The sequence below is a fragment of the Pannonibacter sp. genome (assembly GCF_051860505.1).
In the GTDB taxonomy this organism is placed as follows: domain Bacteria; phylum Pseudomonadota; class Alphaproteobacteria; order Rhizobiales; family Stappiaceae; genus Pannonibacter.
Genome location: NZ_JBHYDX010000003.1, coordinates 102,233 through 124,781 on the forward strand (window position 1 = coordinate 102,233; position 22,549 = coordinate 124,781).

At 64.7% G+C, this 22,549-nt stretch carries 17 protein-coding genes and 1 tRNA gene; 4 read left to right on the top strand and 14 right to left on the bottom strand.

The window, feature by feature from the left end; translation table 11 throughout:
* Positions 1-4 precede the first annotated feature (4 nt).
* The 5 genes from ACTIFE_RS03095 to ACTIFE_RS03115 form a co-directional block, all read right to left on the bottom strand.
* Positions 5-2,734: a bifunctional acetate--CoA ligase family protein/GNAT family N-acetyltransferase gene (locus ACTIFE_RS03095; RefSeq protein ID WP_439527704.1), complete on the bottom strand. Its 2,730-nt coding sequence runs from the start codon at positions 2,732-2,734 to the stop codon at positions 5-7.
* 438 nt (positions 2,735-3,172) lie between these two features.
* Positions 3,173-4,003, bottom strand: a complete 831-nt coding sequence (locus ACTIFE_RS03100) for a universal stress protein (RefSeq protein WP_439527705.1) — start codon at positions 4,001-4,003, stop codon at positions 3,173-3,175.
* 126 nt (positions 4,004-4,129) lie between these two features.
* Positions 4,130-5,800 carry a thiamine pyrophosphate-binding protein gene (locus ACTIFE_RS03105; protein WP_439527706.1) on the bottom strand — a complete coding sequence of 557 codons (1,671 nt, stop codon included), beginning with the start codon at positions 5,798-5,800 and terminating at the stop codon, positions 4,130-4,132.
* Between the two features lie 456 nt (positions 5,801-6,256).
* Positions 6,257-6,700: a peptidoglycan-binding protein LysM gene (gene lysM / locus ACTIFE_RS03110; RefSeq protein ID WP_439527707.1), complete on the bottom strand. Its 444-nt coding sequence runs from the start codon at positions 6,698-6,700 to the stop codon at positions 6,257-6,259.
* Positions 6,701-6,890: 190 nt separating this feature from the next.
* Positions 6,891-7,271, bottom strand: coding sequence for a hypothetical protein (locus ACTIFE_RS03115; RefSeq protein WP_439527708.1), 381 nt, complete (start codon positions 7,269-7,271; stop codon positions 6,891-6,893).
* Between the two features lie 149 nt (positions 7,272-7,420).
* Here ACTIFE_RS03115 and ACTIFE_RS03120 point away from each other — a divergent pair, with 149 nt between their 5' ends.
* Entirely contained in the window at positions 7,421-8,983 is a 1,563-nt protein-coding gene (locus ACTIFE_RS03120) for an AAA family ATPase (RefSeq protein WP_439527709.1), read from the top strand.
* Here the strand turns inward: ACTIFE_RS03120 and ACTIFE_RS03125 are convergent.
* The 5 genes from ACTIFE_RS03125 to ACTIFE_RS03145 all read right to left on the bottom strand — a co-directional run bounded on the left by ACTIFE_RS03125 (position 8,980) and on the right by ACTIFE_RS03145 (position 15,912).
* A complete protein-coding gene (locus ACTIFE_RS03125; RefSeq protein ID WP_439527710.1) occupies positions 8,980-9,300 on the bottom strand; it encodes an AzlD family protein in 321 nt (106 codons plus the stop codon). The genes ACTIFE_RS03120 and ACTIFE_RS03125 overlap by 4 nt on opposite strands.
* Complete coding sequence (locus ACTIFE_RS03130; RefSeq protein ID WP_439527711.1) at positions 9,293-10,018, bottom strand: AzlC family ABC transporter permease; 726 nt, start codon at positions 10,016-10,018, stop codon at positions 9,293-9,295. The genes ACTIFE_RS03125 and ACTIFE_RS03130 overlap by 8 nt, the downstream gene beginning before the upstream one ends.
* Positions 10,018-10,845 carry a sulfite exporter TauE/SafE family protein gene (locus tag ACTIFE_RS03135; protein WP_439527712.1) on the bottom strand — a complete coding sequence of 276 codons (828 nt, stop codon included), beginning with the start codon at positions 10,843-10,845 and terminating at the stop codon, positions 10,018-10,020. Before ACTIFE_RS03135 ends, ACTIFE_RS03130 begins: the two co-directional genes overlap by 1 nt.
* A 407-nt stretch (positions 10,846-11,252) precedes the next feature.
* Positions 11,253-11,329 (bottom strand) — tRNA-His (locus ACTIFE_RS03140).
* Positions 11,330-11,529: 200 nt separating this feature from the next.
* Entirely contained in the window at positions 11,530-15,912 is a 4,383-nt protein-coding gene (locus tag ACTIFE_RS03145; protein WP_439527713.1) for an ATP-binding protein, read from the bottom strand.
* Positions 15,913-16,410: 498 nt separating this feature from the next.
* Between ACTIFE_RS03145 and ACTIFE_RS03150 the strand changes: the two genes are divergently transcribed.
* Both ACTIFE_RS03150 and ACTIFE_RS03155 read left to right on the top strand, forming a co-directional pair.
* On the top strand, positions 16,411-16,794 hold the full coding sequence (locus ACTIFE_RS03150) for a phasin (RefSeq protein WP_439527714.1): 384 nt from the start codon (positions 16,411-16,413) through the stop codon (positions 16,792-16,794).
* A gap of 370 nt (positions 16,795-17,164) precedes the next feature.
* Entirely contained in the window at positions 17,165-17,692 is a 528-nt protein-coding gene (locus ACTIFE_RS03155; protein WP_439527715.1) for a phasin, read from the top strand.
* Positions 17,693-18,059: 367 nt separating this feature from the next.
* On the opposite strand, the gene ACTIFE_RS03160 is transcribed toward ACTIFE_RS03155, so the two are convergent.
* The 3 genes from ACTIFE_RS03160 to ACTIFE_RS03170 form a co-directional block, all read right to left on the bottom strand.
* Entirely contained in the window at positions 18,060-18,599 is a 540-nt protein-coding gene (locus ACTIFE_RS03160; protein WP_439527716.1) for a GNAT family N-acetyltransferase, read from the bottom strand.
* 50 nt (positions 18,600-18,649) lie between these two features.
* Positions 18,650-19,804, bottom strand: a complete 1,155-nt coding sequence (locus ACTIFE_RS03165) for an acyl-CoA dehydrogenase family protein (RefSeq protein ID WP_439527717.1) — start codon at positions 19,802-19,804, stop codon at positions 18,650-18,652.
* Between the two features lie 114 nt (positions 19,805-19,918).
* Entirely contained in the window at positions 19,919-20,623 is a 705-nt protein-coding gene (locus tag ACTIFE_RS03170) for a type 1 glutamine amidotransferase (RefSeq protein ID WP_439527718.1), read from the bottom strand.
* 217 nt (positions 20,624-20,840) lie between these two features.
* On the opposite strand from ACTIFE_RS03170, the gene ACTIFE_RS03175 reads away from it, so the two are divergent.
* Positions 20,841-21,773: a DMT family transporter gene (locus tag ACTIFE_RS03175; RefSeq protein ID WP_439527719.1), complete on the top strand. Its 933-nt coding sequence runs from the start codon at positions 20,841-20,843 to the stop codon at positions 21,771-21,773.
* Positions 21,774-21,827: 54 nt separating this feature from the next.
* Here ACTIFE_RS03175 and ACTIFE_RS03180 read toward each other — a convergent pair whose 3' ends face one another.
* On the bottom strand, positions 21,828-22,505 hold the full coding sequence (locus tag ACTIFE_RS03180; RefSeq protein ID WP_439527720.1) for a glutathione S-transferase family protein: 678 nt from the start codon (positions 22,503-22,505) through the stop codon (positions 21,828-21,830).
* Positions 22,506-22,549: the final 44 nt, after the last annotated feature.

Genomic DNA, 22,549 nt, shown 5'->3' on the forward strand with positions numbered 1-22,549 from the left:
GCGTTCAGGGCGTATCAAGTCGTGCAACGGCCGCGTGCACCGGTAGCGTGACGATGGCTATCGCTGCGTCGTCCGGGGAAGTTGCAATGGCAAAGCCGAGCGCACCGCACATGGCCAGCATGCTGGTGTTTTCCTTCAGCACCTCGCCCTTGATTGTTTCGATGCCATCGACCTGGGCATAGCGGATGATCAGTTTCATCAAGGCCCAGCCAAGTCCTCGGCCTTTCAGGTCCGAACGCACCATCACCGCATACTCCCCCGTCCGGTGGTCCGGATCGGCATGCAGGCGCACAACGCCGAGCAAAGCCCCGGTTTGTGGATCGATCGCAGCAAGTGCCATGGCCCGGTCATAGTCGAGCTGGGTCAGGCGGCTGAGGAACTTGTGATTGAAGTCTTTTACCGGCGCAAAGAAGCGCAGCCGCAGGTCATCTGGCGAAATTTGTTCGAAGAAGGTCCGGAACAGGTCCTCGTCATCCGGCCGCACCGGCCGCACAAAGACCTCCCAACCGTCCTTCAGCGGCATGACCTGCTCCCACTCCTTCGGATAGGGCGCGATGGCAAGCCGCGAAGCGCCGCTCCGGCCGGCCTGCCGGGCTGGTTCGCCCAGCACCACCCGGGCATCCAGAGCAGTCACCCCGTTGGCGTCGACGGCAAGCGGATTGATGTCCAGTTCCTTCAGTTCCGGCAAGTCGACCGACATCTGCGACAGCTTGACCAGGGTGAGGGCCACGGCGGCGCGGTTCTTCTCTGGCTGGCCCCGATGCGCCTGCAACAGGCGGGAGACGCGCGTCCGGCCGATCAGGTTGTCTGCAAGATTGAGATCGAGCGGCGGCAGCTCATGGGCGACATCGGCTGAAACTTCCACCGAGGTTCCGCCCTGGCCGAACACCATGACCGGTCCGAACAGCGGCTCGTCGGCAATCCCGGTGAATACTTCCAGGGTCTGGCGGGCGTCGTGCATGGCCTGAACGGTGAAGCCATGGATGCGGGCCTGCGGGTACTTGGCCATGATCGCAGCGGCCATGTCGCGCGCTGCCGTCTCGGCAGCCTCGGCCGATGTCAGCCGCAGCCGCAGACCGTCGATGTCGGACTTGAATGGCAGGTCCGGTGACCAGACCTTGACCACCAGCGCGGCATGGCGGGTCAGGATGTCCAAGGCAAGCGCCCGCACCGCATCACAATCGGCGGCCAGATGCGTCTCGATCATCGGAATGTCATAGGCGGCCAGCAGGTCGGCGGTCTCGCGCGGGTCGAGCATCGTCCGTCCGTCGGCCAGAACATGGCGCAGCAAATGCCGGGCCTTGTCCGGTTCGGGCGTGAAATCCGCCGGCAAGCTGGGCGGTGCCGCCATCAGCGCCTCCTGCGCTTCGGCGCTGCGGATCTGGTGCAGGACAGCGCGGACCGCTTCTGCCGGGCTGGCAAACACAGGTACCTTGGCCTCGTCCAGCGCACTGCGAGGCAGGGGATCTTCACCGATGAGGGCGGCAATCAACGTCTTGCGCCGGCCCAGCCGTTTCAGGTCAGCTTTCGCCGCTGCTGCAATGGCTTGTGCGATGTCGCCGGCCGGAATGAAGGGATTGGGCGCAGCCAGCACCAGCACCCCATCGGGAGCCGGATCAGCGAGAACCGCGCCGATCGCGGCGGCAAAGGCCTCGGGGCCGGCCGCCTCTGGCAGGGTCATCGGATTGCCGGGCACTGCTTCTGGCCGCCCGAGAGGCGCAAGTTTGGCGCGCGTTTCTTCGGCAAGTTCGGCCATTTCACCGCCGCCATGGATCAGCTTGTCCGCCGCCAGCGTCGCCAGGCTGCGGCCATTGGCGATGATTGCCAGCTTGCGGCACTGCGGCGCACGCAAACGTGTCAGCGTCTCGACCGCCTCGAACATCTCGTCGAGGTCGCCGACGCGCAGGATGCCGGCCCGGCGCAGGGCGCTCTCGAACACCGGATCGCGCTGCGTGACCTTGCCGGCGTGGGTCTTGCCGGTGGCAAAGGCATCACGGCTACGGCCTGTCCGCACCAGTACGACGGGCTTGCCACGCGCAGCTGCGCGGGCGGCTGACAGGAACTTGCGCGGATTGCTGAGGCTTTCGATATGCAACAGGATGGCCCGCGTGCGTATGTCGGCGGCGAAATAGTCGATGAGGTCGCCCACATCCACGTCGGAGCGCTGGCCGACCGCGGCGATGCCGGAGAACCCCAGCTTGCGGGCCTTGGCCCAGGTGACGGTGGCATTGACGATGGCGCTGGACCGCGCAATCAGCGCCAGATCGCCGGCAAGTGGCGGATCCCGCGTCACCAGCAGATCAAGCCTGGCATGCGGCGCGGCCAGCCCGATGCTGCCTGGACCGATCAGCCGCAGGCGTTGCGGCCTGGCAGCACGCAGGCAGGCGGCAACGGTCGCCTCGGGAAAGCTGTCAAAACCGGCAGACGCAAACAGGACAACCCGGGCGCCGATGATGCTGGCCGTCGTGGTGAGGTCCTCAGCCAAGTCCGCCGGACCCAGATAGACGACGAGATCGGCAGGAAAACCAAGATCGGCAAGGGAACTGGCGATCGTGTAGCCAGACGGATCGATGTCTTCGGGGACTGTGATGCTGACCAGTGCCTTTGCACCCGGAAAGCCTGCTGCAGCGAGGCGGTGGAGGAGGTGCCGCAGAACGGCGTCTCCGTGCCGGTTCGGTCCTACAAGGGCGATGCTCTTCGGCTGGAACGCGGCTTCCAGGTTGCGGATCGTCACGGCGGCCTCCTTGAGCATGGCCTTGATGCTGGTTCATTTCGTCAGCAGCAAGACGACAATCAAGTCAGTACCCGGTTTGTATTTCGTTTGCGTGATTGCCGCAGGACGCGCCTCCCCCGCCAACGCAGGGCTATCACATATGAAGTCTGGCACTTAATCGATGTCAGGGACTGAGCCTAGAATCAAACCCGGTCGAGGCCTCTCCGCTCCCCTCCCCCTCGTGGGGAGGGGCTTGGGGGTGGGGGGAGAGGACTAAAATCCAGGGTTCACGTTCCTAACTTGGCTTTCATCAGACGCTTTATGACCAAACGACCTGCCGTGCCCCCCCCCCTTACCCCTCCCCACGAGGGGGAGGGGGGCTGAGACACCTCGAAAAGCGTCTGGCCACATATGCGATAGCCTGCCCAAAGGGGGAAGGACGGTATTGTGAGGCCTATCTCAGTGCGCCATCAGGACCGGAACGGTCATGGACGCGAGGATATCGCGGGTTGCGCCACCGAACAGGAACTCGCGCACCCGGCTGTGGCCGTAGCCGCCCATCACCACCAGATCATTGCCGTTGTCGCTGACATAGTTGAGCAGCGTGTCGGCGACCGAGGTCTGCGGGTTGGTCACCACGTCAACGGTCACGTTCAGGCCGTGGCGGGCGAGATAGGTCGCCATGTCGGCGCCGGGCTCTCCGGCCATCTTGCGGCCCTTGTTGACGATGAGGACCGTTACCTTCTTGGCAAGGGACAGCATCGGCAGTGCAGCATGTACGGCTCTCGTGGCCGTCGGGCTGCCATCCCAGGCGACGAGCGCGCTGTCCAGCTTCGGCGACGGCGCGCCAATGTAGGGCACCAGCAGCACCGGCACGCCGCTTTCAAACAGCGCTGTCTCGATCAGCAATTCGCGCATCGGCTCCGGCTTGTCCGGGTTTTCCTGACCGACGACGATCAGGTCCGTCAGCCGGCAGTGCCGCAGCACGGGTTCCATCGGTCCGCCGGTCATCAGTTCGGCCAGCCGGCCTTCCCCTTTGACGCCGCCAAGGCGGGTCAGTTCGTTGAACGCGGCCAGCGACGCCTGCGCGGCGGCCAGAGCCTGCTGCCGGCTGGCCTCGATGAAGTCGGCCGGCAGGGGGGCTGCGGCAAAAGCCGGGACGACCGGCTCGAAGGCCAGCGCCAGACCAGTCACATGCGCATCGCAGCGCGCGGCAAGGTCGATTGCATATTTGGCTGCCGTCTGGTCGCCGGCAAGATCGGTGATCGCCAGAATATCCTTCAAAGCCATGTGCTTCCTCCGTCCGTTGGGCTTCCCGTCGAGCCTGTCACATCCGACAATAGGTCCATTGTCGTGTCCAGACTTTGACGCGCATCAAGACGAAACGGATTCAGGCGGTGGTTTCTAGCGGTGGCTTCAGGCTTTGGCCGCCTCTGCCGCCGCCCGGATCTGCGACAGCGAGGCCGCCGGCGTCAGCGCTTCCGGATCGATGAGCAGATGCAGCACCGCCGGCTTGCCGCTGGCCTTGGCCCGGGCGAGGGCGGGCCCGAACTCCGCCGTCTCCCGCACCGTCTCGCCATGGGCACCATAGGCCTGGGCAAGGGCTGCGAAATCCGGATTGACCAGCTTGGTGCCGGAGGGACGGCCGGGATAATGCCGCTCCTGGTGCATGCGGATGGTGCCATACATGCCGTTGTCGATCACCAGCACGATGACCGCCGCATTGTCCTGCACCGCCGTGCCCAGCTCCTGCATGGTCATCTGGAAACAGCCGTCGCCGGCAAAGCAGATGACGTCGCGCTCCGGGAAGGCGAGCTTGGCGGCAATGGCGCCGGGCAGGCCGTAGCCCATCGAGCCGGAGGTGGGCGCAGCCTGCGTGGCGAAGCGGCGGAAGCGGTGGAACCGGTGCAGCCAGGTGGCATAGTTGCCGGCGCCATTGGTGAAGATCGTGTCCGCGGCCATCTCGGCCTCGATGTGCTCCATCACGCCGGCCATCTGCAGCGCGCCCGGCGTCTGCGGCCGTGCGCCGGACCAGGCCAGATAGTCGGCATGGGCTTCGGCGGCCTGTCCGGCGTTCTTCGGCGCGGTCGGCGGCTGCAGACCTTCGACGGCCTTGCAGAAGCCGGTCGGCGCGGCATTGATCGGCAAGCTGGCGCGGTAGACGCGGCCCAGTTCCTCGGGGTCCGGATGCACATGCACCAGCTGCTGCGCCGGCACGGGGATCGACAGCAGCGAATAGGATTGGCTCGGCATCTCGGACAGGCGGCCACCGACGAGCAGGATCAGGTCGCTGGCCTTGATGCGTGCCAGCAGCTTCGGGTTGGCGCCAATGCCGACATCACCGGCGTAATTCGGATGCAGGTTGTCGAACAGCATCTGCCGGCGGAAGGAACAGGCGACCGGCAGGTCGAAACGCTCGGCAAAACGCGTGAAGGCAGCCACCGCCTCCTCGGTCCAGCGGCTGCCGCCGAGGATGGCGATCGGGCGTTCCGCTGCCCACAGGCGCTTCTGCAGGTCGGCCATCTGGGTCAGGCCTGGATGGGTTTCCACCTGCCGCCAGGGCTGCGGCTGGCTCACCTCGGCAAGATCCACCAGCATGTCTTCCGGCAGCGCCAGCACCACCGGCCCAGGCCGGCCGGAGGTGGCGACGTGATAGGCGCGGGAGATGAACTCCGGCACGCGTTCGGCGTGGTCGATCTCGGCCACCCATTTGGCGATGCCGCCGAACATCTGCCGGTAGTCGACTTCCTGGAAGGCCTCGCGCTCGCGCATGCCGCGCTCGATCTGGCCGATGAACAGGATCATCGGCGTCGAATCCTGCGCCGCCACATGTACGCCGGCAGAGGCATTGGTAGCGCCGGGGCCGCGCGTCACCATGCAGATGCCGGGACGGCCGGTCAGCTTGCCATGGGCTTCCGCCATCATCGCCGCGCCGCCTTCCTGGCGGCAGATGGTGATGGGGATCTTCGCATCATGCAGGGCGTCGAGAACGGCGAGATAGCTTTCGCCCGGCACGCAGAACACGCGCTCTGCGCCGTGGGTTTCAAGGGCCTCAACGAGGAGCTGCCCGCCTGTCTTCTGCGCCATGTTCGTCACCCGCCGTCATTGCGGGGCACCCCGCAAGGGAATCTCCCCGTCCTATAGCGCAGATCGAGCCGCCAGGACACGCAAGCCGGGGCGCACATGCACGGCTTTTTGCAATGGGGTTATTCCAAATTGGAATGCTGGCGAGCAATCTGATGCGCTATTTCCGCCAACATGGCCGGATCATGCGCCGCTTTGGAATGAAAACGGCGCGCAGCCGGACCTTGCGCGCCGGATTGCTGACGCCGCCTCTGTGGTCATCCCGGACGCAGCGAAGCGAAGATCCGGGACCGGAGAGGCAAGGTCTCTCCAGTGTTAACTCTCTGAACTATCAAGACCCCGGCTCTCCGGTCCCGGCTCTGCGCTTTGCTTGGCCGGGATGATGTGGGTGTGGCCGAGGTGTTTCAACAAACACCGGCGCGCAGCAGAAAGCCGCGCGCCGCTGAGTGCAAATCCCTGTCAGGCGACGGCCGAACCCGGAATGCGCAGAACCTGGCCCGGATAGATCTTGTCCGGGTGGCTGAGCATCGGCTTGTTCGCCTCGAAGATTTCCATATAGCGGCCGCCCTTGCCGAGCGTGTCTTCCGCGATCTTCCACAGCGTGTCGCCCTTGGCAACAGTGTGGAACCGGGCTTCCGGTTCGGCTGTCGCGACGGTGATCTCTTCTTCCACCGACGCGATACCCAGCACATTGCCGGCGGCCAGAATGAGCTTTTCGCGGGCTTCCTGGGTCGGAGCGGCGCCGGCGATCTTCACCTTGTCGCCCGAGACTTCCACCTTGATGTCGCCATCAAGGCCAAGCGCGGCCACTTCCTTCTCGATGGCTTCGGCGCTGGTGGCCTCCGGCTCATCGCTGCCCCACAGCTTCTTGCCCGCATCCTTCACAAAATCAAAGAAACCCATGGTCGTGTTCCACCCTTGAAAAATACCGTCAACCGATCTGGCCGACCTCTACAATCGTGAGCCCGGCCGGAGGGCGAAGGCTCTTTGCCGGCCCTCTGGCGCGCTCGTTACTCCGCAATTGTAACACTGGAAAACGACATTCCTGTAGATGTAACGTTAGGAAAGCGGGAAGATTTTCCAGTCCACCGGCTTACACGTTGACCACCGTGACCACCTGGAACGTGTGCATTTCTCCGTCCTCGTCGCGGATCGACACATATTCCCCCGGTTCAAAGGCATGCGTGCCGAAACGATATCCGGCCTCGTCATCGTCCTCCCCCTCGATGTCATAGTGGAAGGCCCAGGAGCCGCCTGGCCGGTGAACCAGATGGCCGATTTCCTCTTCCTCGCTGCCCCAGAACCGGCGCACCCGGCAATGGGCCCGCGCCTTCTTCCAGGCTGCGGCATCGATATGGCCGGTCTCGTCCAGCGGCGCCGTGAACTCATAGCCATGCCGGGCGGATCCGTTGGGATGATCCTTCGTGCGGGCGAGGTTGAGGCGTATCTTCTTCAGGCCAAGGCTCTCGGTCATGGGCGTATCCCTCCGTGCGAACCGACGTTTTGCCGGTTTCGTCATCCACCCCAGACTGTCACAGTTCTGTGCCGGTTCCTTGAGCAGGATCAAGTTGCCCCTGTCCGGCTCGGCACAGTCTGTCTGAGGGGTCAGTTGCGGAGACCAGAATGCAGACCGGACAGTCCAGTGCCAGCCACGCCATGCTTCAGAGTGAAGCCCTTGCCGCTCTCGACAAGATCGCAGCACGCACCCCGGATGCGCGCCGCATCGATACCCATGCCAACATCATTTTCCTGATTGGACCGGACGCCTACAAGATGAAACGCGCCGTGCGCTTTCCGTTCCTCGATTATTCGACCCTTGAGCTGCGGCGGTCGGCTGTCGCGGCCGAACTCAGCCGCAATCGCCTGTTTGCGCCCGATCTCTATCTCGGCGAGGCTTCGATCACGCGGGAGGCTGACGGCAGTCTTGGGCTCAATGGCCACGGTACGCTGGTTGAACCCCTCGTACACATGCGACGGTTTGACGAGACCTTGACGCTGGACCGCCTGGCAGATGCCGGCCCGTTGCCGCTAAAGCTGATCGATGCCCTGGCAGCCACACTGGCCGCCGCCCATGCAGGGGCTTTCCGCCGGGATGCCGGCGTTTGGCTTGCCGATCTTGCTGCCTTTACGGCCCAGAATGAAGCCGCTTTTCGCGCCGCACCGCACTTGTTTGACACGGCGCAGGCCGACGCCCTGACGGCTGCAGCCGTTGGAGCGCTGAAGCGGATCACGCCGCTGGTGCACTGGCGCGGAGAGCAGGGCCTCGTTCGCCTCGCGCACGGGGATGCGCATCTTGCCAATGTGGCGCTGATTGACGGTCAGCCAGTTCTGTTCGATGCCGTGGAGTTTGATGAGGCGATCGCCACGGGGGATGTCCTCTATGACCTTGCCTTTACCTTGATGGACCTTGTCGAGCGGGGCCAGGCTGGTCCGGCCTGTCATCTCCTCAACCGTTACCTCGACCAGTCCGCTTTGCCGCATGGGGAGGAAGGGCTTGCAGCCTTGCCATTCTATCTGTCCATGCGCGCGGCGATCCGCGCCAAGATTGCCTCGGCAAGCATCGGCATGCAGCAGGAAGCTGCCGCCGCCCGGGTCCAGCAACTTGCGGCGCTTGCCTATTTCGATCTGGCACAAAGGGCGCTTGAACCGGCAACACCGTGGTTGATTGCCGTTGGCGGCCTGTCCGGGTCCGGCAAGTCAACACTTGCCCATGCCCTTGCGCCAGAGTTGAAGCCGTTGCCTGGTGCAAGGGTGCTGCGCTCGGATGTGGAGCGCAAGCGCGGCCTTGGCCTGCGTGAGACCGAGCCTGCCCCGGCCGCCGCCTACACACAGGCTGCCAGTGATGCTGTCTATGGCGCGCTTCTTGAAAAGGCCCGGGCTGCGCTTGCTGCCGGCCATTCTGTCGTCCTCGACGCCGTCTATGCGAAGCCCGAGGAGCGCGCCGCCGTTGCTGCCCTGGCGCAGGCTATGGAGTTGCCCTTCAAGGGCTTGTGGCTTGAGGCGGATGCGGCGGTGCTGAAGGCGCGCGTCACCGCACGCAAGGGGGACGCATCGGATGCCACCGCCGAAATCGTCACCCGCCAGTTGTCCTATGATCTCGGCCGGATGGACTGGACTGTCCTGCCGGGTGGAGCCGACCGGGAGACGGCGCTTGCCGCGGCAAGGGCTGCACTGCAGCTGCCCTAGATGCCGGCAGCTCGTGCCGCCGCCGCTGCTGCAACGCCAAGGAAGACGGCGATGATGTCCTTGCGCAGCACTGCCATTCCGGCGGCTGCGACCGCCAGGCAAAGAGCCGCCGGGATGCCGCCCTTCAGCGCGATCGGCAGGATGGTGGAGACGATGATGGCGCCGGGCAGGGATTCCAGTCCGCGCCTTACGCGCGGGGTCAGCGGCACCCGGCCCATGATCCAGTAGCCGCCCGCCCGCATGGAATAGGTCGCCGCCGTCATGGCCAGCACGGTGAGGAAGAACAGACCGTCGATTGTCCAGGCGCTCTCAGCCACGGGCCTGCTCCTTCGGTTCCGGGTCATCAATGAAGGCGCCGGCTACAGCGCCGGCGATGGCACCGGTCAGCACGAACCAGTAGCCGCCGATCAGTTGCCAGCTTGCCACCGCGACAAAGGCCGCGACGAGCCAGCTCAGCGTTTGCCGCCGGCCCTTCCAGATCGGCACCAGCATGGTGATGAACAGGGCGGGCATGACGAGATCCAGCCCCCATTTCTGAGGTTCGGCAAAAAGCTGGCCGAGGTAGTAGCCCGGCACCACCGAGACGGTCCACAGCAGCCACAGCAGGATGCCGCTGCCGAAATAGACGCCCCAGTCGCGCCCGCCCTCGGCATGGTAGCGCAGGGCCAGCAGCCAGTTCATGTCGGTCAGGAAATAGAGGCCAGGATAGACCTGCCAGGCCGGTGACTGGCCAAGCCAGGGACGCAAGGACGCCCCCAGCAACAGCATGCGCAGGTTTACTGCCGCCGCGATGCCCGTCATGGCAATCAGCACGGTGGGTGTGACCGGATCGCGGTAGAGCTCCATCGCGACAAACTGCGATGCCCCGGCAAAGACGAAGGAATTGATCAGCATCGTCTCGGCAATCGTCAGCCCTTTCTGGGCGCAGACGGTGCCGAACACGGCAGCAAAGGTGATGATGCCCGGCACGAGCGGCACGGTGAGCCGCGCCCCCAGCCACATGCCTTCGGCGGTAATCGGTGCCCGTCCTCCCATCAGCCGAACACACCCCAGATCATGCGGGCGCCGGTGAAGAACAGGAAGGCGGCAAACACCAGCCGCAGCTTGGCCGGCGGCAGCGTATGCGCCAGTTTTGCGCCAATCGGGGCCGAATAGACCGAGGTCGGCACGATCAGCAGAAAGGCGACGAGATTGACGTAGCCGAGTGACAAGGGCGGCAGATCCGGATGGCCCCAGCCATAGTAGATTGCCAGCAGGGTGCCGGGGATTGCGATGATCAACCCGATGGCCGAAGCCGTGCCGACGGCCTGGCGGATCGGATAGGAGAAAAGGGTCAGGATCGGTACGCCGAGCGTGCCGCCGCCGATGCCCATCATCACCGAAATGCCGCCGATGATGAAGCCGAGCAGCTCGCGGAAGGGGGCGCCCGGCAGACTGTCGGCAATGCCGGAGCCTTCCTTGCGCAGCACCATGTTAAGGGCGACCAGCAGGGCAACCGTTCCGAAGATCAGCGTCAGCATGCCACCCGAGACATTGCCCGCCAGCACGCCGCCAGCCACGGTCCCGGCAACAATCGGCAGCCACCAGCGCTTCAACAGGGCCTTGTCAACGCTGCCGCGTTTCATGTGCGCCCGCGCCGAGGAAGCGCCGGTGACGATGATCGTGGCCAGCGAGGTGCCGACGGCCAGATGCATCGTGACGCTGTCCGCGACGCCGATCAGCGGCAGCACATAGTAGAACACCGGCACGATGACGATGCCGCCGCCGACACCCAGGAGGCCGGCGATGATGCCTGTGACAAAGCCGGTGGCAAGCAGCGTGCCGGCGAGAAGCGCCAGCGTTGCAAGGGAAAGTTCGTCCATGATGACCCCGAACGGCGCGCCGGACCAGCGCCGGGGCCCGCATCCGTCGGGTCAGTTGCGCCGGTTCCGGCTGACCGGAATGCGATTGATGTTCTCCTTTGAACACAGTCCTGCCGTTTACACCAAGTGTTCGCGCATTCGGCCTGGGACAGGTCCATGCCCGGATCCCACCCGCGCCGCCCGCGCGTCCGGGGCAGACGGATCGCGGCACAGCCGGGTAGAAGGCTCACCCACTATACGTGGCTGCTGCCGTTTGGCCAGATCCGTTTGGCGCTGGTGAAGGCGTTTTTACGCCACGGCGAAGATCACGGCAGCTGTTGAAACAGGACTTTAATTGCCCGCAATTGCTCCGCCGCAGGGTCGTGTAACCCTTGCTTGATCTGGGAGCAAATTCGCAGAGGAGGAGATGGTACAGACGAGTGGATTCGAACCACCGACCTTCGGAGCCACAATCCGACGCTCTAACCAACTGAGCTACGTCTGCACAAGCAGCAAGGCGAAATGGCCTTGCAAAGTGGCGCGGAACATACTTTGCAGTCATCCGCTTTGCAAGGGGGTACTTAGCCGAGCCGGGCGGTGATCTCAAGCGCCAATTCGCGCTGCGCACAAAAAGATCAACAGCTGAATGCCGTCAAGGGCATAGGGCGAGCCGGCTAGCAGCCCGCCCCATGTCTTTGGCAGCGTTTACTCCGCCAGCACCCGCTGCGGCGGGAAGGTGATCTCCACCAGCGTGCCCTGGTCCGGCACGCTGTCGATCTTGAAGCCGGCGCGGTTGGCCTCCACCAGCGCCTTGGTCAGCGGCAGGCCGAGGCCGGTGCCGCCGCCATGGCGAGCGGTGTGCACCTGGCGGAAGGGTTCCAGCGCGGCGGCCAGATCCTTGGCATTCATGCCCGTGCCGGTGTCACGCACGCGCAGCACGACCTCGCCCGAGGGCTCCAGCGCCGTGGAGACGATCACCTGGCCGCCCGACTTGTTGAACTTGATCGCATTGGACAGGAGGTTCAGCACGATCTGGCGCAGCGAGCGCAGGTCCGCCACCACATTGGGCACGGTGCCGGGCAGGCTGGCGCGGATGATCACCCGCTCGCGGTTGGCCTGGGGCTGCATCAGGGCGACGCATTCGCGCACGATGTCATTGGCGGACACGGCCTCGAACGTCAGGTCCATCTTGCCCGCCTCGATCTTCGACAGGTCGAGCAAGTCGTTGATCAAGCTCATGATATGCGAGCCGGAGGTGCGGATGTCCTTGAGATATTCCTTGTAGCGCTCGTTGCCGATGGCGCCGAAGCGTTCCTCGATCATCACCTCCGAGAAGCCGATGATGGCGTTCAGCGGCGTGCGGATCTCGTGGCTGATCTTGGCGAGGAAGTCGGACTTCTGCGAACTGGCGTTCTCCGCCTGCCGCTTGGCCTTGGTCAGTTCTTCTTCCGCCGCCTTCCACTGGGTGATGTCGCGCAGCACGGCGCAGAACTTCAGCGTATCACCGGAGCCGAGCCGGCCGATGGTCATGAACAGCGGGATCAGGCCGCCTGACGACACCTGGCCGATCACCTCGCGGCCATCATTGAGCACGCTGGCAACGCCGTTGCGGGCAAGGCCATCGAGATAATCCATCGCCGAGCGGTGGCTTTCCTGGGCCAGGAACCCGGTCAGCGGCGTGCCGACGAGGTCAGACCGGGCGGCGCCGAACAGCGCCTCCGCCGAGCCATTGGCCTTCAGGATCGTGCCGAAGCGGTCAAGCAGCAGCACGCCGTCCGTGGCCGTCTCCAGGATCGTGTCCATCTCGCTGATCTGCTCGCGCGCCAGCGACAGGCCAAGTTCCATATCGGCCGTGTTGGCGGCTGGCTGCGGCGAGGCCGGCTGGGCGGCGACGGGACGTTCCACGATGGAAACCATCAGGCCGCGTCCGCCGTTCCACGGCACGGTGTGCATCCGCGCGTCCACCGGAGACAGGCGGCCATTGGCACGGCGCAGCAGCATGGCCTCGTCGATCGTGCCTTCCAGCCGGTCGCCGGGCATGTGTTCCGGATCGACGAAAATTGCTTCGAAGCCGCCGGCTTCCTCAAGCGCCTCGATGTGCGGATAGCCGAGCAGGGAGAGGAGCGTCTCGTTGGCATAGAGCACTTCCCGGTCGCGGACGATGCCGATGCCGATGGGCAGCCGGTCGAGCAGGCGCGGGTCGATCGGCTCAGCCGGGGGCGCAACCGGACGCAGCGGTCCGGTGTCCGCAGCAGCAGGCGTCTGCACAGCGGCCTGAACGGTGGCCTGAACGGTGGCCGCAGTCTCGTCGTCCTCCTCTTCGAAGTCCCCTTCCAGCCGCGCGCCGAGCGCTTCGGCGATCTTGCGGAAGGCGGCGCGTTCCGGCTTGGTGAGGCGCGAGGTATCGACCGGCACCATGCGTGGCACCCGTGTTCCGCCGGGGGCCGTGAACGGAACCACGCGATTGTCCGCGCGATCAGGCGCTGCCGCTGGTCCGGACGGAGCGTCCGCCGGGGTCGTCGGCGTGTCTCCGGTCCCGGGGGACGCCTGACGGTCGGCAGTGGCGTCGCCTTGAGGGTCCGCGGGCAAGCTCTCAGTCGCGACAGGCCCGTCCGGTGCCTCGATGTCAGCCTCAGTTTCCGTCTCAGTCTCAAACTCAGCCTCAAACTCGGCCTCAGCCTCAACCTCAACCTCAGCCTCGGTGACAGCTTCCGGCTGAGGCATGATCGTGCTGACTTCCCGCCCGGGTTCGGCAAGGTCCGCAGGCAGAGATGAGCTTGCCGGAAGATCGGCCGCTTGCTGTGGTTCCATGGCTTCAGAGGACGCGGACAAGGCCTTGGCGAGCACGTCGACGGGATCTGCCTCCGCCGGCTCGGTCGGTTCTGGTTTCGCCTCGTCAGCAACCAGCGCAGACACGAAAGCCTCGGCCGGGGTCGGCTCGGAAACAGCGGGTGCCGGAAGCTCGGGCACGGAGGAAGCGCTCGGCGGATCCTGCGGGACTGCAGGTTCCACGGCGTCGGGGCTTGCGGTCGAGGACGAGGATGCGGTTTCGGTCGGTGACTGGCGATAGGCCCGTGCCGGAGCACTGTCAGCGGCCTGGCGGGCCGCCCGGCGTTCAAGTGCGGCGTCGAACTCGCGCGCCAGAGTGCGCACGGCCTTTTCGATTTCCTTGGGCGGCAGCGGCTTGTCGCCGGCAATTCCGACCCGTTCCGGGTCCGCCGGGCGAACAGGGACTTCAAACAGGCCGAGGGGCTTGTCCTGGTGCAGGGCTGCTGTCGGATCCGTCACCTCGTCGTTGGGTAGTTCGGACAGCGGCGCCGGCAGCGGGATGCCGGTTTCCGATTCTGGGCCAGGATGCGGACCAGGATGCGGGCCAAAATCCATACCAGTTTCAGTCGACATCTGGCCGACGTCAGACGGGTCTCCTGCGACTTCCGGCAGCGGAATGCTCTCGGCCAGTGCCTCAGCATCATGGGTCGGACCGGTGGTGTCGACCAGATCGGCCGCAGTCTCCAGGGTGGTCAGAACAACTGCGACAGGTCCGTCTTCAGGGGCGGCCGGTATCGGCGGCCGGGTTGTCTCTGCGTCCACGCTGGCGGGACGTTCGGCAACGGTCGGCTCCTCGGCGGCGGCACCGGACGGGTCGATGGTCTGGATGGTTGCCGGGTCGATGGCGAGCGTGTCCACCGTTGCGTCGCTGGCTAGGCTGGTTTCTGGAACGGCTGAAGGGGTGTCGGCCAGCGCGTCGGCAGATCTGGCTTCCAACGGCGGGGCGGTGTCCTCCAGCGCGTCGCCGGGGCGCAGCACGCCAAACCCGCGATAGCCCTCGAACACCCGGCGGCGATCAAAGGCCGGCAGGGCGGCCATGTCCACCGGTACGCGGACGCCTGAGCCCGGCACGGGCCAGTCCACGGTCTTGCCGCTCCAGGTATCCCGCCGCGCCAATGCCTTGGCGATGGTTCCGCGCGGATCGAGGCCGAAGCGGCTTGCCACATCGGCCCAGGTCAGGCCGACGATATCAGCGGCCTTGCTGCCGAGCACATCGGCAAATTCCGGGGACAGGAAGGTGAAGCGCTGGTCGACGTCCATCTTCCACGCAAAACGCACGGGGCGACCGCGCAAGGCAAAACTGCCCGCTTCGACCGCATCTGCCGGATCCGCAGGCGTCTCCACCGGGTCGGGTGCGGCCAGCTCCGGCATGGTGCCCGGGACCGTGTTCTCCGGCATCGCCGCAATCGGCATAGCAACAGTTGCTGCGTCATCTGGCTGGGCGGTGTCGATCGCCGCGACGGGCGCCAACGCTTGAAGATCCGGCGCCTCCGCGACGGGCCTGTCTGTTGCCTGCCCTGCGAGGCTGATCGTGTCCGCCTCAAAGTCATCGTTCGGGCCGGGGGCTGGCGCCGCTGCGACGGGCGTATCCGCTGTCCCGCCGGGCAGGACTTCAGGAACCAGGTCGTCATCGCTGTCGTCTTCGGCGGGGTCCCCATCGACCAGCATCAGACAGTGCTCTGTTCCGAGCGGCAACCGGATGAGGTGGTGCGCCACACCCGCAAGCAAGACCGTGTCCTCGTTCGGCGCAATTCGTTGGGGCAGGGCGGCAGCGTCATCGCCTTCGCGTGCGATGAGCATGCCGTCGGCATCGGCCAGCGCCAGCGTCATGCCGGATGCGCCGGCAGCCACGAGGCTCAGAAACTCGGCATCCGGCCGGGCGGCCCGGACCGGACCGTCGGCAGCCATGATCAGCGCGGCGGTTTCGCCCGTCCCCAGTTCCAGCCGGCGGCACTGGCAGGTGAACAGGACCACCTTCAGGCCCTTGTAGAAGCGCAGGCGTTCGAGGCTTGGCCGGTCCACTGGCCCGGTTGCGGCAATTCGGGCAAGATGTGGCCGTGCCTGTGCCCGGTCGAGGCCGGACAGGTTTGCCAGCGCCTGCGGCGACTTCGCATCGAAGAAGGCGGCGCCGGCCGCATTGGCCCACAGGATGCGGTCGCCACTGGCGGCCCAGAGCCAGGCCGGGCGGTCCGCCGGGATCAGGGGCGCGAGGTCGGCATGGGCGCTGAGCGCCAGGAAAGTCGTCAGGTTCTGGTCCATCGGGTTCCCTCTGCCGTCCGCGAAAAGCTGCCTTGCCGCCACCGCACCGGTCTGACGCGGTGTCTGAGGAGGCATCCGTCCGCACTGGCCGCAGCCGTTCCTGGCGGCGGTCAATCCGGTAAACATCAAGTTAATACCGTCAAAGCCCGAAGGCGTCCATGACTGGGGCTGCCTTGCCAGACGACGCCTTGCCTTGTGGTTAATCTGAAAGGGTTTTTTCTATTCATCTGGCGTTTGTTCCCGCTGTTCGTGGCGGTCTTTTTGCCATCGGCCGGCTGCCGCTGCGGGAAGGGGCCTACGCGGATTGCCCGGCGGCAATTGCCGGATGCCAGGCCCCATGCTACGAATTTTGACAAGGCAACTGATACGTGCAGAGAGATCCGGCTGTCATGGGCCGGTCATCCCCTGCGTGGAAGCTGCTGTCTGTGGGCGCAGGCGGTTCGCGGGTTTCTCTCGCGTGGCGGCCCCGCCGGGGAAACAAGTACGGGGAGTGCTGAAATGGCTACAGACAAGAACGGTTTCGAAATTCCGGAGCAGATGCGTGACTTCGCTGAAAAGAGCGTTGATCAGGCGCGCAAGGCATTCGATGATTTCATGACGGTTACCCAGAAGGCCGTAGCCAATGTAGAAGGCTCCACTTCTGCCGTTCAGTCGGGAACGGCGGACATCAACCGCAAGGCCTTCGGCTATGCCGAGGAACATGTCGACGCTGCCTTCCGCTTTGCCCAGCAGATGGTCCGGGCCAAGGACATGGAAGAAATGATGAAACTGCAGCAGGAGTATCTGCGCCGCCAGATGGAGCAGCTTGGCGAACAGGCACGCGATATCGGCGATGCCGCCACCCGCACCGCGCAGGATGCTGCCCGGGCCGCCAAGGACTGACCTCTTCCGTTCGTTGACAAGCTTCCTCGTCGGTCTTGGCCTGGGGTGCTGAACACATTCAGGGCGCGGACGGATCTTTTTAGGTGATCCGGTCCGCGCCGTCAGGTGCCGGGTCTCGCGCCGAGCGATGTCCGGTTCGCTGCTGGGTGAGAGATGCTATTGATATTAAACGTAAAATCCGGTGGCATCAGGCTGCGCGGGATGAACCCCTGTTCGCGTTTATTGTGCACTGCAAAATAATGTTGCAATGCAATATATTCTCCCCTATATTAACCCTGCGAATGACGGAGGGACGGGCGGCAACGCTGCCCACGTCCCCCAGCCGGACGATTGCCACGTGATCGGCTCTGGCCCCAGCAGGAGATGACACATGAGCGTAGAGATTTCGCCGGAAGTTCCGGCACCGAAGGCCGCGCCGAAGCCGCGCGCCACCAAGACCACCAAGTCGGCAACCGCCGCATCCCCTTTCTCTGAATTTGAGGCTTTTTCCATGCCGAAGATCGAAGTTCCCGCAATGGTTCGTGAAATGACCGAAAAAGGCATCGAGCAGGCACGTGATGCCTACGCCAAGGTCAAGACCGCCGCTGAAGAAGCAACCGACATGCTCGAAGACACCTTCGAGACCTCGCGTCAGGGCGTTGTCGAGTTCAACATGAAGGCGCTCGACGCTGCCAAGGTGAACACCGACGCCACCTTCTCGTTCTTCAAGGACCTGATGAGCGTCAAGACCGTTGCTGAAGCCATCGAGCTGCAGTCGACCTTCGCCCGCCAGCAGTTTGACGCGCTGAGCACCCAGGCCAAGGACATGCAGGAGTTCGCCACCAAGCTGACTTCTGACGTCACCTCGCCGGTCAAGGAAGCTGTCGAGAAGTCCATCAAGGACATCAAGGCCGCCTGATCTGTCCAGCACCGCTGAACGATCATGACATCAGCCCCGGTGCGCAAGCGCCGGGGCTTTTTGTTGGTGTGGCTGTTTGCGTCACCCCGGACGCAGCGAAGCGGAGATCCGGGACCTACTCGCTCGTAGAGCGGCAGAGATGATCAAGGTGGGTCAGAGGGGCGCTGCGCCAGCGGAACGTAGGTGGATACAGTGCAATGCCAGCCATCTCTGCTCTGGAAGCGAGTGGGCCCCGGCTCTCGCGTTGCTCGGCCGGGGTGACGCCGAGAGAATGGCGAACAACGCAGGATGTGTCCGCAGTCTGATCCCTGGTGCCCATGCGCCGACGCGTCTTGTCTGACGTAAGAGCAGTCCAGACGCCGAAGTCTCAGGCCTCGACCGAAGCAAGATCAAACCGGTAGGTCACGCCATTGGCCATCCAGCCAGGGGCAGCGCTTGCGTCCAGTTCTCCGCCGAGCTTTTCGGCGAGCTGGCGGGAGGGCGCGTTGTCGGCGTCGATTTCGCAGTGCGCATGATGCCAGCCCAGGTCCTTAGCCAGCCAGATATTGACCCGCCGAGCCGCCTCAAGAGCGAAGCCGCGACCTTCGAACTCTGCGCTCCACAGGGTCCAGGTCAGTTCAGGGCCGACCGAGTCGGTGAGCTGAAAAGGACCGACATGACCCATCGCGCGGCCTGTTTCCCGGCAGGTGATCGCAAACCGCCCGAACCCCCGCAGGCACCAATGCCCGATCATGGAAGCGAACTTTTCCTGAACCGCGTATTCCGGCTTGGGGCCGCCGGTGTATCGGGTCCGGTCGGACGACGTCGCATACGCGCGGAAAGTCGGCAGGTCAGCCGCGATGAATGTCCGCAGGATCAGGCGTTCGGTTTCAAGCACAGGTGTGCCCGTCAGAGCGGGAAAGGTCATGGAGGTCGCGCTCGCATTGGAACAGGAGCGCTCTATGACGCAGTCCTGTGTCAGATTGATTTCAGTACCTCGCGGGCGATGATCAACCGCTGGATCTCGCTGGTGCCTTCGTAGATCGTGGTGATGCGTGCGTCGCGGGCGTGACGTTCGAGCGGGTAGTCCTTGATGTAGCCTGCACCGCCATGGATCTGCAGCGCGGTATAGGTCGCCTTCTGCGCCGCTTCTGAGGCAAAGAGCTTGGCCATGGAAGCCTCCTTGCCGAAGGGCCTACCCTGGTCCTTGGCCCAGGCGGCTTGCAGGATCAGGAGACGCGCCGCCTCCAGCTCGGTTTCCCGGTCGGCAATCATCCACTGGATGCCCTGCATGTCGGCCAGCGACTGGCCGAACTGGTGCCGTTCGCGGGCATAGGCCTTGGCCGCGTCCATCGCGGCCCGGGCAATGCCGAGAGCCAGCGAGGCAACGCCGATGCGTCCGCCCGCCAGTTCGCCGACGGCGGTGCGGAAGCCGCCGTTCTCAGCCCCCATCAGGGCGCTGGCCGGAACGCGGCAGTCCTGGAACAGCACCTCGTTGGTGGCCGAGCCGGTCTGGCCCATCTTCTTCTCCGCCTTGCCGATGACGAGGCCAGGCGTTCCAGCTTCCACGAGGAAACAGGAAATGCCTTTGCCCTTAGGGGCTTGCGGGTCTGTCACCGCCCAGACCACGAAAACGCCGGCATATTCGGCCGAGGTGATGTAGAGTTTCGCCCCGCTCAGGACATAGCTGTCGCCATCCTTCACCGCCCGCGTCCGCATGCCGGCCGGGTCAGATCCGGCGCCCGCCTCGGTCAGGCAGAAGCCGCCGGCGGGATAGGTGCCGTCGCAGAGCCTGGGCAGGTAGGCGGCGCGCTGGGCATCGCTGCCGACGGCCTGGATGACCTCGCCGACCATGTTGCTGACAGAGCAGGTGACAGCGGTGGAGGCACAGGCACGGGCAAGCGCCTCGATGGCGAGCGCAAAGGCAACCGTGCCGGCTTCCGTGCCGCCATACTCGGCCCGGACGTTCAGCCCCATGAAGCCGTTCTCGGCCAGAAGGCTGAGATTGCTCAGAAATTCCGCGCGGCCTTCGCCCCGGTCCAGCGTTTCGGCCAGCGGCGCGATCCTGTCTTCCGCCAATTTGCGGGCGGTGTCGGCGATGAGCTGCTGTTCTTCGGTCAGGTCGAAATGCATGATGCCTCCGGTGCCGGTCCTGTGGCTGTTGTCGCGCAATATGGCGCGGACGGCGGCGAAAGGGCAGGGGGAAGCGGGTCGGAAGCCGCCCTCCAAAGGGAGGAGAGCGGCCTGTCAGGCGCAGAGTAAACGGGTCCAGGCTTCGGCCAGTGCCTTGCCGGTTGCGTCAGCACGGGTGGCATGACGCTCGGCTTCCAGGGGCAGACGCTCCGGCCAATCCGGTGTGTCAGACGCGATCATGTCCGCAAAAGTCTCTGACCAGTCAAGCACTTCGGGCAGCGCCGCCTCGAAGTGAAACTGGAAGGCATAGGTGCTGCGGCCGAGCCGGAACCCCTGGTTGACCGTCTGCCGGCTGGTCGCCAGGTGCACGGCTTCGGGAGGCAGATCAAACGTGTCATTGTGCCAGTGAAACAGCGGCGCGCCATCGCCAAGAGCCGAAAAAACCGGGTCCGCGCGGCCGGCATCGGTCGGGGTCACGTCGTGCCAGCCGAACTCGATTGGTCGGCCGATGATGTTGTGGCCGCCGAAGGTTCGGGCGATCAGCTGTGAGCCGAGGCAGATGCCCATGACCGGGCGCTCGGCCTGGTGGAAACCGCGGATAAGGTCACAAACCCTTGGCAGGAAAGGAGAACCCTCATCGTCGAGGGCGTTTTGCCCGCCGCCGAACACGACCAGTCCGGCATAACCGTCGACGGAGGCGGGGACAGGTTCGCCCTCGAAGGCGCGGATCTTGACCACCTCGACCCCGGCCGTGTCCAGCGCGCGGCCGACATTGCCATAAGGCGTGTCCTGAAAATTCTCGATGGCAAGAACGCGCATGACGGCAAGGCTCCGCTTCCGTGTGGTGTGGGGTTTAAATCGGCAATATCCTCGGGCTCGTCAACAGGGGACAGGTGGATGAGCTATCGCAACCGGGTGTGGCGACAATGCTTCAGCGTTGTGAATGGATGAGTTCACGAACTCTCATTTGTGTTTCGCTGGCGCCCGGAGGATTGTGCCGGCACGCTGACAAACTCATGCCCTTTCGGGAGAATCCATGTCCCTGACGACCCCAATGTCCGCCCAGACTGCCAATCCGGGCGCGGCGCGCCTGACCTCGACCGATCTCGGCCTTTACGGCATGACGATTTTCGCCTGGGGCTTCAGCTGGATCGCCATGAAGGGGCAGGTGGCGGGCGTGGTGCCGGAGGTGTCGGTGTTCTGGCGCTTCGTGCTGGCGGCACTCGTCATGCTGGCCTGGAGCCTTGCCGCCCGGGACCGGCTGCTGGCCTTTCCGTTGAGGGCGCATCTGCGCTTCGCCGGGCTTGGGGCGTTCATCTTCTCGACCAACTTCACCCTGTTCTATTACGGCGCGCAGTATCTGCCCTCGGGACTACTGGCGGTGGTGTTCTCGCTGGCGTCGGTGTTCAACCTGATCCTCGGCTTCCTGCTGTTCGCGCAGCGGCCGAAGCTGGTCATGCTGCTGGCCGGGCTGACCGGCTTTGCCGGCATCGCGCTGATGTTCTGGCCGCAGATTGTCGGGGCGGAACTGAATGTCGATGCCGCCAAGGGACTGGGCCTCTGCATTGCTGGAACGTTGTCCTTCTGCATGGGCAACATGGTGTCGGCCTCGAACCAGAAGTCCGGGATCGCCGTGCGGCCGGCAACAACCTGGGGCATGATCTATGGCGCCTGTTTCCTCGGGCTGTTCTGCCTCCTGCGCGGCGACAGCTTCAGCGTACCGCTGACGCCGGTCTATCTTGGCAGCCTGGCCTATCTGGCGGTGATCGCCTCGGTGGTGGCCTTTGCCTCCTACCTGACCCTGCTCGGCCGCATCGGGTCGGCGCGGGCGGGCTATTCGACCGTGATCTTTCCGGTCGTGGCACTGACGGTTTCGACCGTGGTGGAGAATTACCACTGGACCCCGGCCGCGCTGATCGGCCTGGGGCTGGTCCTTGCCGGCAACATCATGATGCTGAAGGCGAAATAAGCATCAGACGCGTCCCTGACCGGTCCGGGACGCGTCTTGACTGATTGATCCGGCTCACGCCTTGCGCAGGTCTTCCAGGATGGTGCCGGCGGCGCGGACTTCGTCTTCGTGCGGTGCATCGCGCCAGGGTTCAGCAAGGGCGGCCTCGAACCAGGAAGTCATGCCGGCCAAAGCCAGCATGGCGGCGATATAGCCGCTGGCAGCGGCGGAGAGACTGGGGGAGTAGGTGCGGGCGCGGAAAACCACAGGCGCATAAAAGGCGTCGGCGGCGGTGAAGCGGTCACCGGCCAGGAACGGCCCGCCAAAGCGGGAAAGACCTTCCTGCCAGATCGCATCGATCCGGGACCAGTCCCGCGCCACCTCTGGGCTGACCTCATTCAGCTGCACCTTCAGGCCGCAGTTCATGCTGCACATGGAACGAAGGGCCTGGAAACCGGAATGCATTTCAGCGGCGATCGAGCGGGCAAAGGCGCGAGCTTCGCGGTCTGCCGGCCAGACCGTCGGATGCCCCTCGGCCAGATACTCGCTGATGGCGAGCGAATCCCAGACGATGATCTCGCCATCCACAAGGCAGGGAACCTTGCCTGTCGGCGAGACGGCAGCGACGCTCTTCCAGGCATCGCTGCCGAAGGGGACGAGCTGTTCCTCGAAGGGAATGCCGAGTTCGCGCATCAGCAGCCAGGGCCGCAGCGACCAGGAGGAATAGTTCTTGTTGCCAATGAACAGGCGCATGGCAGGGATCTCCTAGAAAGACAAACGGCGAGCGAGCGGTGTTA

What these genes read in the sequence shown, in the direction of transcription:
- ACTIFE_RS03105 (WP_439527706.1), bottom strand. Translation starts at nt 5,800, where the DNA reads ATGGCGCAGAAGACAGGCGGGCAGCTCCTCGTTGAGGCCCTTGAAACC.
- ACTIFE_RS03165 (WP_439527717.1), bottom strand. Translation starts at nt 19,804, where the DNA reads ATGCATTTCGACCTGACCGAAGAACAGCAGCTCATCGCCGACACCGCC.
- ACTIFE_RS03160 (WP_439527716.1), bottom strand. Translation starts at nt 18,599, where the DNA reads ATGACCTTTCCCGCTCTGACGGGCACACCTGTGCTTGAAACCGAACGC.
- ACTIFE_RS03120 (WP_439527709.1), top strand. Translation starts at nt 7,421, where the DNA reads ATGCAGACCGGACAGTCCAGTGCCAGCCACGCCATGCTTCAGAGTGAA.
- ACTIFE_RS03180 (WP_439527720.1), bottom strand. Translation starts at nt 22,505, where the DNA reads ATGCGCCTGTTCATTGGCAACAAGAACTATTCCTCCTGGTCGCTGCGG.
- ACTIFE_RS03115 (WP_439527708.1), bottom strand. Translation starts at nt 7,271, where the DNA reads ATGACCGAGAGCCTTGGCCTGAAGAAGATACGCCTCAACCTCGCCCGC.
- ACTIFE_RS03135 (WP_439527712.1), bottom strand. Translation starts at nt 10,845, where the DNA reads ATGGACGAACTTTCCCTTGCAACGCTGGCGCTTCTCGCCGGCACGCTG.
- ACTIFE_RS03175 (WP_439527719.1), top strand. Translation starts at nt 20,841, where the DNA reads ATGTCCCTGACGACCCCAATGTCCGCCCAGACTGCCAATCCGGGCGCG.
- ACTIFE_RS03155 (WP_439527715.1), top strand. Translation starts at nt 17,165, where the DNA reads ATGAGCGTAGAGATTTCGCCGGAAGTTCCGGCACCGAAGGCCGCGCCG.
- ACTIFE_RS03170 (WP_439527718.1), bottom strand. Translation starts at nt 20,623, where the DNA reads ATGCGCGTTCTTGCCATCGAGAATTTTCAGGACACGCCTTATGGCAAT.
- ACTIFE_RS03130 (WP_439527711.1), bottom strand. Translation starts at nt 10,018, where the DNA reads ATGGGAGGACGGGCACCGATTACCGCCGAAGGCATGTGGCTGGGGGCG.
- ACTIFE_RS03100 (WP_439527705.1), bottom strand. Translation starts at nt 4,003, where the DNA reads ATGGCTTTGAAGGATATTCTGGCGATCACCGATCTTGCCGGCGACCAG.
- lysM (WP_439527707.1), bottom strand. Translation starts at nt 6,700, where the DNA reads ATGGGTTTCTTTGATTTTGTGAAGGATGCGGGCAAGAAGCTGTGGGGC.
- ACTIFE_RS03150 (WP_439527714.1), top strand. Translation starts at nt 16,411, where the DNA reads ATGGCTACAGACAAGAACGGTTTCGAAATTCCGGAGCAGATGCGTGAC.
- ACTIFE_RS03145 (WP_439527713.1), bottom strand. Translation starts at nt 15,912, where the DNA reads ATGGACCAGAACCTGACGACTTTCCTGGCGCTCAGCGCCCATGCCGAC.